Source organism: Pseudomonas sp. R1-1 (assembly GCF_051132135.1).
Taxonomy (GTDB): domain Bacteria; phylum Pseudomonadota; class Gammaproteobacteria; order Pseudomonadales; family Pseudomonadaceae; genus Aquipseudomonas.
In genome coordinates this window covers 4,042,351-4,056,340 of record NZ_CP071663.1, presented here as the reverse complement: position 1 = coordinate 4,056,340, position 13,990 = coordinate 4,042,351, and the positions used below count along the sequence as shown (strand labels likewise).

Genomic DNA, 13,990 nt, shown 5'->3' with positions numbered 1-13,990 from the left:
ACTGAACAGCGGTGGGGCGCCTGTGGCGCTTCACTGCGCTGGAGATTTGAATGTCGTTGAACCCTGATATCGCCGCGTTTTTGCAACTGGTCGGCAACGGCCGGGCGAGCGGCAAACGCGTGGGCATGCACCAGCTGAGTCCGGCCGAGGCGCGTGAGCAGTTTGATCAGTCTTCACTGTTGATGGACGCTGGCGGTGAAGAACTGCCCGTGGTGGATGAGCTGCAATTGCCGGTGCGCGATGGCGCGCTGCTGAATGCACGGATCTACAGTAACCAGCCCTTGCAGGCGGATGCCGGCCGGCCGGCGCTGTTGTATTTTCATGGCGGTGGCTATGTGGTCGGTAGCCTCGATTCCCACGATTCGCTGTGCCGGGCGCTGGCCTCGATGGCTGACTGCGTGGTGCTGTCGGTGGCGTATCGGCTGGCACCGGAGTTTCGCTTTCCCACCGCGGCGGATGATGCCCGTGATGCCTGGGACTGGTTGGTGGCCAGTGCTGCGGATCTCGGTGTGGATGCGTCGCGTCTGGCGGTTGCCGGTGACAGCGTGGGCGGCAGCCTGGCCACGGTGTTAGCGGCGCAACTGGCCGATGCCGTGGTGCGACCGCGCTTGCAGGTGCTGATCTATCCGGTTACCGATGCCAGTCGCAGCACATCGTCGATCGAGCGGTTTGCTGAAGGTCATCTGTTGGAGAAGGCGTCGCTGGAGTGGTTTTACAGCCACTATCAGCGTGAGCCGGGTGATCGTTTTGATCCGCGGTTTTCGCCGTTGCTCGGGGAAGTCTCGGCTGATGTTGCACCGGTGCTGCTGGTGTTGGCCGAGTGTGATCCGCTGCATGATGAGGGGGTGGCGTATGCGCGTCATTTGCAGGCGGCGGGGGTGACTGTCGAGCTCAAGGTGTATGCGGGGATGACGCATGACTTCCTGCGCATGGGCGCGATTGTCGATGAGGCTGAGGAGGCGCAGTCGTTTATTGCCCGGCGTTTGGCTCAGGCGTTTGCTCGGGGGTGATTTTGTTTTGGCCTTGGCGGCCTTGGCGGCCTTTGGGCCGACCAGGCTGTGGTTTGGCTGTGTGAATATCCGTTTTTTTGGGTGTGGCGGCTGGCGGTTCCGCCCTTACGGCGGGTCACCCTTTTTCAAACGCCAAAAAGGTAACCCAAAACGCTTGCTCCTGCGTTCGGCCCTCGCAGGCTCGGGTCCCTTCGCTCCGGGACCGATCCGGGCGCAGCGGCTACGGTTTGCTGCGCTGCACCTCCTTCCGCTGTGTACGACTTCGTCGTACGGTCGCTGCGCTCCCACGCCCGGATCAATCCCTCCACTCAGCCTTCCGACGTCGCTGGTTAGGCAAAATCAAAAGCACTCGAGCTAACGCTCATTGTTGAGTGGTTAGAAGCGCCGCAAGGCTTGAGATCTTCGGTGGATTTGCCCCTCACCCCAGCCCTCTCCCGAGGGAGAGGGAGCCGATTTGTGGGCTCTTCAAAGTTTACGTACGACTCGGTATCGCAGGTCGGTGTAGCTCTCGCATCCACCACAGTCAGTTCCCTCTCCCCCTGAGAGAGGGCTAGGGTGAGGGGCTTTTGATCTGCAGAGCCTGCACGCACGAATCGGTAATCCGCATTCATAACCATAAATCTTCCACACCAAACCAACCCCCAACCCCCAATACCCAACCCAGACCCCCGCTCTAACCACTCATTACAATGAGCGCCAGCTCGAGTGCTCTTGATCCTGCCGTGCCGGCCCCTTCGGCAGGCTGAGTGGAGGGATTGATCCGGGGGTGGGAGCGTAGCGACCGTCTGGCGCAGCCAGACACAGCGGAAGTAGGTGCAGCGAAGCAAACCGTAGCCGCTGCGCCCGGATCGATCCCGGAGCGAAGGAACCCGAGCCTGCGAGGGCCGTACGCCGGGGCCAAGCCTTTTTGGGTACTTTTTCGGCGTTTGGAAAAAGTGCCTCGCCGTAAGGGCGAAACCGCCAGCCGCAACACCCAAAAAAACGGATATTCACCCAAAACCCAAGAGCCTGGCCGGCCCAGAGGCCGCCACGCGCAAAAAAAAACGCCAGCAATCGCCGGCGTTTTTCTCAAACTCAATGCGCTGAAAACCTTACCAGTTGTAAGTCACATCAGCCGTCATCGTCCGGCTCTCACCGTAGTAGCAGTCAAGCGTGCCATTACACGCAGCCACATACTTCTCGTTGGTCAGGTTCTGCAGGTTGGCCTGCAACTTCACACCCTTGACATGCAGTGGCGATTTTTCCAGATCGTAGGAAACCATCGCGTCATACACCGTGTAAGACGGCACCTGGAAAGAATCCGACTCGTAGTCCGAACCGTAACTCTGCTGCACATAGCGCGCCCCCAGGCCCATGCCGAAACCGGCCAGCGCGGTGGAAATATCGAAGTCGTAGTTGACCCATGCCGACGCGGTCAGCGGCGGAGCCATGGCCACGGTGCGACCTTCGCGGCCATCGTTGGCGCTGTGCCATTTGGTCTGGTTACGCGACACGGCGGCGAGTACACGCAGGTTCTGGGTGACGTTGACCTTGCCTTCCAGCTCCACGCCACGCGAACGTACCGTACCGCTCTGCACGCTGAACCCCGGGTTGTCGAGGTCGGTGGTCAGCATGTTGTCCTGGTCGATCTGGTAAGCCGACAGCTGGATAAAACCGTCGACGAAGGTCGGTTCGTACTTGATGCCCACTTCGTACTGCTTGCCAGTGGTCGGCTCGAAGGCGCTGCCGCTCAGGTCGGTACCGGTTTGCGGCAGGAACGATTCGGCGTAGCTCGCGTACGGCGTGATGCCGTTCTCGAACTCGTAGCCCAGGCCCGCACGGCCGGTGAATTTCTCGTCCTTCTGGTTGCTGTGGCCACCGCTCAGGGGTTGCTTGTTATCGGTTTCGGCGAAGTCATAACGACCGCCGAGGGTCAGGAACCACTGGTTCCAGCGCAGTTGGTCCTGGGCGTAGAGGCCGGTCTGGGTGATGGTGTTGTCCCACTTGTAGGGCTGGCGGAAGTTGATCGCGCTGCCATACACCGGGTTGTACAGATCGATGCCCGGCGCGGTGCGGTCGTACAGGCCGAGGAACTTCGAGTTGGAATGGTAGTAGTCCACGCCCAGCAGTACGGTATGGTCGACTTCGCCGGTGTTGAACTTGGCCTGGGCGATGTTATCGATGCCGTAGACCTTGTTGTGCTGCGACCAGTCCACTGCATAGCGGCTCTGGAAGCTGTTGTCGTCGAGGCCGGTCACCGGGTTGGTCGGGAACGAATAACCGTGCAGCGGCGCGACGTACTGGTCGTTGACGTCGGCGTAGCGTGCGTTCTGCTTGAAGGTCCAGACATCGTTGAGTTCGTGCGCGATCTCGTAACCGACCACGAACTGTTCGCGGTGGTACTTGTTCACGTCCGGCTCGCCGATGAACAGACTGCGGCCGATGCGGCCGTTGGAAGTGCTCTTGACCGTACCGAAGGCCGGCAAGCCCTGGGCTTCCGGTACATCGTGGTCTTTCTGGTACTGGCCGAAGACGGTGATGGTGGTGCGGTCGTTCGGCAGCCAGGTCAGGCTCGGTGCGAGCAGCATGCGGTTCTGGCTGGCGTAGTCGATCGCCGAGCCACTGTCGTTGACCACACCGGTGAGGCGATAAAGGAACTCGCCCTGGTCGTCGATCGGGCCGCCGAGGTCGAAGGCGCCGTATTTACGGTCATAGCTGCCGCCGCCAATCTTCACTTCGTGCAGCGGGGTGGCGGTCGGGCGCTTGCTGACCATGTTGACGATACCGCCGGGCTGGTTCTGGCCGTACAGCACCGAGGCCGGGCCCTTGAGCACTTCGATGCGCTCCAGGGTGTACGGGTCGATCTGCAGCGAACCGCCGGTGCTGCCGCCGCCGTACGGCATGTGCAGGCCGTCGAGGTACAACGGGGTCGGCGAGAAGCCGCGCGAGGTCGGCTCGTCGAAAATCTTCACCCGGTCAGCGAAGCCGCCGCCGGTCATGCCCGGGGTGTAGCGCAGGGCTTCGGTGACCGATTGCGAGCCGCGCATCTTGATTTCGTCCTGGGTGACGACGTTGATGGTCTGCGGGATGACTTTGATCGCGGTGTCGGTCTTCGAGCCGGTGGCGCTGCGTTTGGCGACGATGCCGTCGACCGGGCCCCAGGCCGATTCGGCCGTGGCGGAAATGTTCGTCGGGGCGAGGTCGAGGCTGGCGCCGCTGTTGCTGCGCGAGCGCAGGGCGACGTTGTTGCCGTCGACGCTGTAGGCAATGTCGGTGCCTTTGAGCAACTGCGCGATTGCGGCCGTCGGTTCGAGGGTGCCGCTGACGGCGCTGCTGCGCAGACCGCTGACCTCATCCGGGCTGTACAGCACTTGCAGGTTGGTCTGGCGACCGAATTCCTGCAAGGCGCTCCCCAGCGACTGTGCAGGAATATTGATCGCCACGGCTGCAGCCTGGGCCTGACCGATGATCGGCAGGGTGAGGGCCATGGCGCACAGCGCCGGCAAGGTGGAACGGAATGAGCGGCGGATCAGCAGAGCCTTGGCGAGCGGGTGGAGTCCGTGCGGTGCGGGCATTATTCTTCTACTCTTCAAAGTGTTGACTGAGAACTATTTCTATTAACTGTAGATAAGACGTTGAGCCCTTCGAAAACCGGAAAGGCTCGACACAGTTTTTTTACAGATTTTTCACAATCAGGCCGGTTGCAGCTCGGTCAGCACTTTGCCGGCGTTCATCCGTACCAGTTGGTCGGCCACGTCGAAGTAACGATCGTCATGGGAAATGACGATGATGGTTTTGCCCAGGCGTTTGAGATCGGGCAGCAGCTCGGTGTAGAAAATACGCCGGAACGTCGGGTCCTGATCGGCGGCCCATTCGTCAAACACCAGCACCGGGCGTTCTTCCAGCCACGCATTGACCAGCGCCAGGCGCTTGCGCTGCCCGGTCGACAGGTCCGTGGTGGTGAAGGCGCCGTCACGCACGCTGACCTTGTGCGCGATCTCCAGGCGTTGCAGGTATTTGTTGGCGTCCTCGGGGATATGCGTGTCGCCCTGGACCACGTCGTCGAACAGGTAATAGTCGGCGAAAATCGTCGTGAACAACTGGCGATAATCATCGCGGTTCGCCGCGTCGATCAGTTGCTCGTTGAGGCGGATCTCACCCTGCTGCGGCGCGTACAGCCCCAGCAGCAGTTTGATCAGAGTGGTCTTGCCGCAGCCGTTTTCGCCGACGATGAAAACGATGTCGCCCTGTTCGATCTTCAGGTTCACCGGCCCGAGACGGAAGGGCGCCGCGCCTGCAACGGTCGGAAAACTGTAAGTGACATCGTTCAGTTCGAGGCTGTGTACGGCGTTGTTTTTCGGCGCCTGCTCGCTGAGCAGCAGGTGCGGTTCGGGCGAGGAAAATTGTTCCGACAGATCGGCGATGCGGCGGAAGGCGATCTGTGCGCGGCTGACAATCGGCAGCGTACTGATCAGGTGCTCCAGCGGGCCTTTCATGTACAGCAATACCAGCACGAAACCGCTGATCACCGCTTTGTCCGCGCTCGGCCAGAACGATTGCAGGACCAGCGCCAGGCCAATCACCACGAAAAACAGCATCGAGCCGAGCGTCTTGGCGATGACGAAAATGTTCACCGAGCGCACCTGGGTGTCGCAGATCTTGTTCGCCGTGCCTTCGATGCCCGAGACGAACATGCGATGGCGGCGCGGGCGGTGGATGCGCAGCTCTTTCGCGCCTTCAGCCACGGCGTGGTAGTTCTTCTGCAGCTCGTCTTCGTAGTCGCGGGCCTTCATGAAGCCCTGCATGCCGCGGCCGCGGGCGATGTACTGGATGACCGTGCTCAGCGCAATCGCCACCACCACCATCAGGAACATCGGCCACGACAACATGGCCAGATAGCCCATGCAGCCGAGCGTGACGGTCATGGAAATCGCCAGTGGGGCAAAAGCAAACGCGAAGTCGCTGATGGTGTCGACGTCGTGGGTCAACACCGGTATCAGCCGGTGGCTGCGGTAGCGTTCGATCTGCTCGATGGGCGCCGAGAGGACTTTCTCACCCAGCTCTTTGCGCAATCTGGCAATGATATGCTGGCCGACATGGTTGGTGCCGATGTCGGAGCAAATCGAGCTGGTCAGGGCCAGCAGGCACAACCCGGCGAACACCGCGACCATGCTGTTGCTGACGGCGCCTTCGCTGTGCAGCACGCTGTTGATGGTCGCCAGCAATGCGGTGACGCTCAGCCCGCCGAGCATGCCGAGCAGGGTCGAGACGATGACGATCAGCCGAAAGGGTTTGAGCAGCGCGAACAATTCGTTGATCACCCCGCGTGTTGGTTTGCTCATGGAGGTTCCCTGCTTGAAAGAGCGGCGAAGCCCGGCATGCCGGAGCGCGGGTTTCGCCTGGATGACGTAGAGGGCGGTGGCGCGCCGTGGCGGTTCGCGCTCACCTGTAAAACGGCTGGCAGGACGGCGAATTTAGCCGTGCGCAGGCGTTACAGATCGCGGGCGACGCGAAAGCCGATCCAGTCGCCGCGGGTGTCGGTGTAGGTGGCGTTGCGATTGCCCGAGCGGGAAAACACCGGCGCTTCACCCCAGTCGTTGCCACGGATGCGCCGCACTTCGCACTTGCCGCTCAGCCAGGCGCTGCCATCACTTGGCGCGCCGACGTAGTTGTCGTTGTAGCAATCGGCGGTCCATTCATAGAGGTTGCCGTGCATGTCGTAGACGCCGAAGGCGTTGGCCGGCAAACTGCCGGCCGGCGCGGTGAAGTTGTAGCCATCGGCGGCGCCATAGGTGTTGGCGTGTCGGGCGATGCTGTATTCCTTGCCCTCATCGAAGGGGAAGGGGAACGGGCCGCTGCTGCCGCCACGGGCGGCGTATTCGCGCAGGGATTCGCTGACCAGCCGATAAGCCTTGCCGGTCTTTTTCGATAGCCACGCCACGTAGGCCTCGATTTCCGCAAAGTCCATGCACACCGCCGGATGCCTGTCGGTGTACTGCTTGCGCGGGTCGCTGCCCTGATAGTCGGGAATCCCGGCCTTGCACGCCCGGCCGGGGCGCGTGTCGCCATCGGGCATTTGATAGCCGGTGTCCTTGAGGTAGGCGTCCCACTGACCTTTGAGAATCTGGAAACGGCTGATCGCCAGCGGCTTGGCGAACGTCACCGGGTGCATCGGGCCTTCGTCGGGCTCGCGTCCGACTTCGTCCTCCGGGGTGCCCATGGTGAACGTGCCGGTCGGCAGCACGACCATTTCCGGGCAGTCCTTGCAGTCCTTGAACACTTTGCCGGGTGCCAGCGGGGTGCTGGCCTGGGCGGCAGTCGGCGACAACAGGACGGCGAGGGTACCGAGCATTAACGCCGGCAGTGGCTGCAGAAGAAAACGACGTGGTACGGATTTCATGGCGGCTCTCGCTAAAAGAAGAAGGATGCTCACAGGGCCTGGTCGAGCACGGCCAGCAGGCGGTCGATCTGCGCTTCGTCGTTGAGCAGACCGGGGGCGGTGCGGATCACCGGGCCGACGTCGCGGTGCACGGCATCGGCAATCACGCGGTTGGCCATCAGGTGCGCAGCGACCTTGTCACTGTCCTTGCCCCTGACCCGGAAGAAGGTGAAACCGGCGGACAACTGCGGGCTCAGCGGCGTCACCAGCTCGATCTGCGGACGTTGTTGCAGGCGTTGCTTGAGGTAACTGTTGAGCGCATGAATCCGCGCTTCGACCTCGGCTTTGCCCAGTTGCAGATGCAACTTGAACGCTTCGTCCAGCGCCCAGCGGTGCTCGAAGGCGTGATAGCCGCCGGGCGTCATCGTGGTGGAAAACGCGGTGGCCTCGGAGAAGGTCGGAATCACCGGGGTGACATATTTCACCTCCTCGAAGCGGCTGCAAATGATCCCGGTGCCCCGTGGGCCGAACATCCATTTGTGTGTGCCGGCGATAAAGAAGTCGCAATTCATCTGCGCGAAGTTCAGGTTGTCGACGCCGAAGCCATGCACGCCGTCGACCACGTAGACGATGCGGTCGGCATCGCTGCGACCGCGATTGTGCTTGTCGACGATTGCGCCGATTTCGCCGATCGGCAGCTTCAGGCCACTGCCGGAATGCACCCAGCACATGCCCAGTACGCGGGTTTGCGGGCGGATCGCATTGTCGATGTTGGCCAGGATTTCGGCTTGGCTGGCGCTGAACACGTCCTTGAACAGCGCGATTTTGCGCACCCGCGTACCGTCACGTTCGCTGCGCAGCGCAAGGGTGGTGTGGGTGGCGTAATGCTCATGGACGGTGGTGAGGATCTCCTGATCGGCGCGTACATGCACGCCACCGTAAATCGTCGCCAGGCCTTCGGTGGTGCTGCCGGTCAGCGCGATCTGTTTCGGGCTGGCTTCAAGGTAACGGCCGGCCCAGACCCGCACGTTTTCTTCCCGCTGTTCGATCACCCCCAAATCCCAATCCATGGCCAGGCCGGGATTTTTATCGAGGGCGGCGCGATGCCGGGCAATCGCCTCGCGCACCGGTCTGGGGTGCGAAGTGATAAGGAAGTTGGAGAAGTGCAGAGAGTCCGGGTCCTGCTCGAACAGTTGCTGCAATTGCGCCCACTGGTTACGCGGCTGCGGTGCATTGCTTGCCGCACGGGCGACACTCGGCAGGCTCGCCCCCAGCGGCAGCGCGGCGGCGAGAATCCCGGCCTGCTTGAGAAAGTCGCGACGATTGCTCATGGCGTGGCGATTCCCGGCGCGGTGGCCAGTGCCGGTTTCGCGGCTTTCTCGACTTCATCCCAGACGCGCAGGAAGTTACCGCCCCACAGCTTGGCAATGTCCGCCTCGGAGTAGCCGCGCGAGATCAGCTCGGCGGTGACGTTGCGGATCTCACCGACGTTTTCGAAGCCTTTGACGCCGCCGCCCTCGTTGAAGTCGGAACTGATGCCGACATGGTCGATGCCGATCTTGCGGACGGCGTAATCGATGGCGTTGCCGAAGTCCTTGAGGCTGGCTTTCGGCTCCTCCTCGAGGATGCCGTAGAGGCGGCTGGCGTACTGGCCGAATTTCTGCTCGGACCATGCCGCGATGATCGGGTCGCCGGGCATCAAGGCCATGGCCAGGTTCGGCAGCGGTGGCAGGTCGAAGTCCTTGCGCATCTCGTTGAGTTTGTCCTGCGTGGCTTGGGTCAGCGGGCGCAGGTACTGCGAAAACGCGACGATCTGCACCACGCCGCCACTGTTCTTGATCAGTTGCATTTCCTTGTCGCTGAGGTTGCGCGGAATATCGACCATCGCCCGCGGCGCCGAATGCGAGGCGATCAGCGGAGTACGGCTGAGTTGCGCGACTTGCTCAAGGGCCTTGGTCGACATTTGCGACACATCGATGATCACCCCCAGATCGTTGAGACGCTTGACCGCTTGCTTGCCCAGAGCCGAGAGGCCGTCGAGGGCGTCCGGTGAGTCGTTGAGAAACGGCAGCGGCCGCGACGAGTCGGCCCAGTCGTTATTGCCGATGTAGCTGAAGCCGAACATGCGCATGCCACGCGCCGTCCATAGATCCAGCAGGTTCAGGTCGTGGCCCAGCGGGTAGGCGTTGAGCATGCTGATGAAAATCGCGAATTTACCCTCGCCGTGCAGGCGACGGAAATCGTCCGGCGTGTAGGCGATGGCGACTTGATTGGGATAGTCGCGAACCATGCCGCTGATAATCTTGAAGCGGATTTCCTGCTGGTTGCGCGCCTCATCGACGAAGCCGGGAGTCGGTTTGTGCGGGGCGTTCGGGCCGTTCCACATTTCCGGCCAGCCGAAGATGGTCAGCGCCGCACCGGACAGTCGCCCGCGATTGGCCTTGGCCAGGTCGAACTGACCGTCGCCGTCCTTGTCGGCTTCGTGGCCATCGGTGCCGAAGTTCTGCGTCAGGCTGACGTGGCTGTCGAAGGACAGCATGCGTTCGTGCAGTTCATCTGCCTGTTGCATCACTTTGACCGGGTAGCCGAGATCGTCCTTGAACCAGTGGTGCCACACGGCAAAGCCGGCGCCAGCGCTGATCGCCAGGGCTAACGGCAGGCCGATGAATAGAGCCTTTTTCGAACGTGGTTTTGTCATTGCCATCTCAGTCGGGTTCGCCAGTGAGGTGCAGGCGCGGCGGCCTTTGCTATCTGGGAAGAACGAGCGATCGGCGGGGAAATTTAGGCTGGCCGCATGCCGGCGAACACGCCGCTTAAATTTGCCGGAGCAACAAACGTTCTAGCTTGGATAAAGCCTGCTTCATGGCTGACACAGGTAGGGCAATGAAGATTTCTCGACGATGGTTCATGGCCGGTCTGGCGCTGACCGGCGCGGCCGTGCCAGCGGCTTATTTCGGGCATCGCGAATGGACCAGACCGGACCCGACGATCACCCCGGGCGAAGCCTCTTTCGATGTGGCGGACGTGGCCGGCCAGCGCCTGGCGAACGCCTTGCGCGGAGTCTGGGACATCCGTTTCGAAGGCGCCGATGCCGGCCTTGAAGGCTTGCCGAAAACCGGCCTGCAAGTGTTCCTCGACATCGGCCAGAAAGGCCGCGGCGTCTGTGGCTTCCTCGACACGCCGCAGCGCTTGCGCTCTGACGACACCCCGCGTTACCGAATTCTCGGCGATCTGGCCAAGGCCGATGCCGCGAAACTCAGTTGGCGGTTGATCGGCGCCGATGGCCAGATCGGCTATGAGCTGGAAATGGTCCTCGATGAAGTCTGGGCCGACTTCGGCAATGCCGGCAGCGGCACTCTCAGCGGCAAGGCGCTGCGTCTTGACCGACCATTGAACCTGCTGGCGCAGGACAACCGTTTCGTTGCGGTCAAACAGCTGTTCCCCGAAGCCCGCGAGCGCACACCGCTGAATCAAACATTGCTGGCGTGGCTGGTTTCCCCCGAGCATCGCCTGTTTCACCAGTTGTGGCATGCGACCCGTGACAAGTGGCACAAACTTCCCGAGGACAAGCGCGAGGCGCTACGCGGCATCGGCTGGCAACCTGGCCCTCGCGATCACGAGCGCGATGCCCGTGGCCCGCGCAAGGATCGCAACGGTTCCGGCGTGGACTTCTTTTTCATGCATCGGCACATGCTGGGCACCGCGCGCTCGATGCAGGATCTGCCATCGTGGGAGTACTTCCCGCTGCCGCAACCGGAACTGATCCGCGACCGGCCCGGTTTTGCCCGCTATTTCGATAACCACGACGGCACCGCGTTACCGCCGACCTGGACCGCCGCCGGCGATGATGAATTCAGCCAGTGGGTCAGCGACATCAAAACCGCCGAAACCTACGAGAGCAACTTCCAGGTCTGGGAGTCGCAGTACCGTGATCCGGCGTACCTGGCCAGACTGACCCTGGGCCAGTTCGGCTCCGAGGTCGAGCTGGGCCTGCACGACTGGCTGCACATGCGCTGGGCCTCGGTGCCGCGCGATCCATCGAATGGCCAACCGGTGCCGTTCGCACGCGATCCGGCCGACTTCGCCGCGCGCTGGTACCGCCCTGAAAACGACTTCCTCGGCGATCCGTTTTCCTCGCACGTCAATCCGGCGTTCTGGTATTTCCACGGCTGGATCGATGACCGCATCGAAGACTGGTTTCGCGCCCATGAGCGTTTTCATCCGGGCGAAGTCAAGCGCCTGCAAGTCAATGGCGTGCCCTGGTTCGCCCCGGGGCGCTGGGTCGAAATCGACGACCCATGGCTGGGCCCGATCACCCACGGCTGCAGCACCACGCCCGGCTTGCAGACAGGCAAAACAGTCGAAATGGACCCGGAAACCATGAAACTGGCACTGCGCATCACCTTCCTCACCGACGAAGAAAAGCTCGCCGGCCTGTTCCGCCGCGTGCCGCAACGACCTTGGTATGCACGCAACCTGAAGGCTAAAACCAGCCCGGCTTGAGGGCTGGGTCATTGTTCATTCGCGAGCAGGCTCGCTCTCGCAAATGAACCGAGTGCAATGGCGTCAGAATCGAGAGCCAGAGCACAAGCAAAATCAAAAGCAAAATCAAAAGCCCCTCACCCTAGCCCTCTCCCAGAGGGAGAGGGGACTGACTGAGGTGTATGTGAGAGCTACGCCGACATGAAATATCGAGTCGTACGCAATTATTTGAAAAGCCCACAAATCGGCCCCCTCTCCCTCGGGAGAGGGCTGGGGTGAGGGGCGAATCCACCGAAAATCTCAAGCCATGCACCGCTTCTAACCACTCAACAATGAGCGCCAGCTCGAGTGCCCTTGATCTTGATCTTGCCTAACCAGCGACATCGGAAGGCTGAGCGGAGGGATTGATCCGGGTGTGGGAGCGCAGCGACCGTCTGGCGCAGCCAGACACAGCGGAAGGAGGTGCAGCGAAGCAAACCGTAGCCGCTGCGCCCGGATCGATTCCGCAGCGAAGGGACCCGAGCCTGCGAGGGCCGTACGTAGGAGCAAAGCCTTTTGGTTCCTTTTTGGCGTTTGAAAAAGGGACTCGCCGTAAGGGCGAAACCGCCAGCCGCAACACCCGCAGCAACGGATATGTACCCGGTCAGTCAGAACATTATAGCCTGACAAACCGCCATCGCTTGCAGGCAAGCTCCCACAGGGAAACTGCGAACGCCGGTGCAAAGCTGGTCGGCTGAAAGCGCTCAATCACAGCGCCCGCCACCCACCCCCCAACGCCTTGTACAACGCAATACTCGCCTGCACCCGCGCCAGCCGCAGCTGCACCTGCTGATCCTGCGCGGCATACAGCGTGCGCTGAGTCTCCAGCACCGTAAGCAGATCCTCAGCGCCCGCTTCGTAGCGGCTCTGGGCGATATTGAAAGCCGTCTGCGCCTGACTCAACTCCTCGGATTGCCACCGTCGCTGCTCATCCAGACGACGAATGCTGTTCAAAGCTTTTTCCACATCGGCAAAACCATTGATGATCGCGCCGCGGTAGGTTTCCAGCAGTTCCTGCTGGCGCGCCGTGGCCTTGTCACGTTCGGCGCCGAGACGGCCATTGTTGAAGATCGGCGCGACCAGACCAGCAGTGAGATTGTAAAAAGGGCTGCGCAACACATCATCGAACTGATCGGCACCGGAGCCGAGTTGCGCCGTCAATGTCAGCGTCGGCAGCATCGCCGCGCGGGCGACCTTGACGTCGGCCTCGGCGGCGGCCAGTTGCGCTTCGGCGCGGGCGATGTCCGGGCGCCGGCTGAGCAGGTCGCTGGGGATGCCGGCCGCAATCTCGGGCCATTGCAGGTCTTCGAACGAACCGCTCGGCGCCAGTTGTTGCACCGGTTGGCCGAGCAGGGCCGCGAGGCTGATCAACGCGGCTTGAGCCTCCTGTTGCACGCGCGGCAATTGCCATTGCTGGGCGGCGACCAGACTCTTCTGTTGCGCCAGTTCCAGCGCCGTGGCCGAGCCTGAATCGAAGCGTGTCTGCACCAGTTTCAGCACCCGTTGCGCGTTGGCCAGATTCAGTTCAGCGATGCGGCTTTGCTCGCGCAGCGCCAGGGTCTGCGCATACGTTGTGGCGATGCTGCTGAGCAGGGTCAGTTCGACCGTCGCGCGATCAAACTCGCTGGCCTGCAAAGTGAACTGCGCACTGTCGCGGGAGGCACGCTTACCGCCCCAGAAATCGACTTCGTAGGTTGCGCTCAGGCTGGCATCGAAATAGTCCACGGCCTGGTTGCTGCTGTCGGCATCGAGCTGGCTGTAGCCATTGCCGCGCAGCAGTTTTTGCCGATTGCCGTTGAGCCCGGCCTTGACCTCCGGCAACTGCGAGCCACCGGCAATCACCGTGCCGGCCTGGGCCTGGCGCACGCGCGCAACCGCTGCGGCGAGGTCGAAACTGCCGAGGCGGGCCTGTTCGATCAGGCGATCGAGTTCCGCGCTGGCAAATTCTGTCCACCATTGCCGATCACTATGGGCGACGCTGGCGGCGTGCGGCGATTGCCAGGCCGCCGGTGCCTGCACGCCGCTGTCCGGGCGCTGAACGGGACTGCCGCAAGCGCTGAGCATCAGGCACACGGTCAACACACTGAGACGCGGTTTCATA

At 62.0% G+C, this 13,990-nt stretch carries 8 protein-coding genes; 2 read left to right on the top strand and 6 right to left on the bottom strand.

Translation table 11 applies throughout. The annotated features are described in order from the left end of the window. Positions 1-50 precede the first annotated feature (50 nt). Complete coding sequence (locus J3P75_RS18165; RefSeq protein ID WP_434707696.1) at positions 51-1,010, top strand: alpha/beta hydrolase; 960 nt, start codon at positions 51-53, stop codon at positions 1,008-1,010. 1,091 nt (positions 1,011-2,101) lie between these two features. Here J3P75_RS18165 and J3P75_RS18160 read toward each other — a convergent pair. The 5 genes from J3P75_RS18160 to pvdM form a co-directional block, all read right to left on the bottom strand. Beyond that, positions 2,102-4,564, bottom strand: coding sequence for a TonB-dependent siderophore receptor (locus J3P75_RS18160; protein ID WP_434707695.1), 2,463 nt, complete (start codon positions 4,562-4,564; stop codon positions 2,102-2,104). Between the two features lie 117 nt (positions 4,565-4,681). After that, entirely contained in the window at positions 4,682-6,331 is a 1,650-nt protein-coding gene (locus tag J3P75_RS18155; protein ID WP_434707694.1) for a cyclic peptide export ABC transporter, read from the bottom strand. Positions 6,332-6,480: 149 nt separating this feature from the next. Beyond that, entirely contained in the window at positions 6,481-7,389 is a 909-nt protein-coding gene (gene pvdO, locus J3P75_RS18150) for a dihydropyoverdine dehydrogenase (protein WP_434707693.1), read from the bottom strand. A gap of 29 nt (positions 7,390-7,418) precedes the next feature. Beyond that, positions 7,419-8,699, bottom strand: a complete 1,281-nt coding sequence (pvdN, locus tag J3P75_RS18145; protein ID WP_434707692.1) for a pyoverdine-tailoring periplasmic protein PvdN — start codon at positions 8,697-8,699, stop codon at positions 7,419-7,421. Further along, complete coding sequence (pvdM, locus tag J3P75_RS18140) at positions 8,696-10,066, bottom strand: pyoverdine-tailoring dipeptidase-like protein PvdM (RefSeq protein WP_434707691.1); 1,371 nt, start codon at positions 10,064-10,066, stop codon at positions 8,696-8,698. The genes pvdN and pvdM overlap by 4 nt, the downstream gene beginning before the upstream one ends. A 185-nt stretch (positions 10,067-10,251) precedes the next feature. Between pvdM and pvdP the strand changes: the two genes are divergently transcribed. After that, positions 10,252-11,871: a pyoverdine maturation tyrosinase PvdP gene (gene pvdP, locus J3P75_RS18135; protein ID WP_434707690.1), complete on the top strand. Its 1,620-nt coding sequence runs from the start codon at positions 10,252-10,254 to the stop codon at positions 11,869-11,871. Positions 11,872-12,597: 726 nt separating this feature from the next. Here pvdP and J3P75_RS18130 read toward each other — a convergent pair. After that, positions 12,598-13,989: an efflux transporter outer membrane subunit gene (locus J3P75_RS18130; protein ID WP_434707689.1), complete on the bottom strand. Its 1,392-nt coding sequence runs from the start codon at positions 13,987-13,989 to the stop codon at positions 12,598-12,600. Between the last annotated feature and the right edge of the window lies 1 nt (position 13,990).

What these genes read in the sequence shown, in the direction of transcription:
- J3P75_RS18165 (WP_434707696.1), top strand. Translation starts at nt 51, where the DNA reads ATGTCGTTGAACCCTGATATCGCCGCGTTTTTGCAACTGGTCGGCAAC.
- J3P75_RS18160 (WP_434707695.1), bottom strand. Translation starts at nt 4,564, where the DNA reads ATGCCCGCACCGCACGGACTCCACCCGCTCGCCAAGGCTCTGCTGATC.
- J3P75_RS18155 (WP_434707694.1), bottom strand. Translation starts at nt 6,331, where the DNA reads ATGAGCAAACCAACACGCGGGGTGATCAACGAATTGTTCGCGCTGCTC.
- pvdO (WP_434707693.1), bottom strand. Translation starts at nt 7,389, where the DNA reads ATGAAATCCGTACCACGTCGTTTTCTTCTGCAGCCACTGCCGGCGTTA.
- pvdN (WP_434707692.1), bottom strand. Translation starts at nt 8,699, where the DNA reads ATGAGCAATCGTCGCGACTTTCTCAAGCAGGCCGGGATTCTCGCCGCC.
- pvdM (WP_434707691.1), bottom strand. Translation starts at nt 10,066, where the DNA reads ATGACAAAACCACGTTCGAAAAAGGCTCTATTCATCGGCCTGCCGTTA.
- pvdP (WP_434707690.1), top strand. Translation starts at nt 10,252, where the DNA reads ATGAAGATTTCTCGACGATGGTTCATGGCCGGTCTGGCGCTGACCGGC.
- J3P75_RS18130 (WP_434707689.1), bottom strand. Translation starts at nt 13,989, where the DNA reads ATGAAACCGCGTCTCAGTGTGTTGACCGTGTGCCTGATGCTCAGCGCT.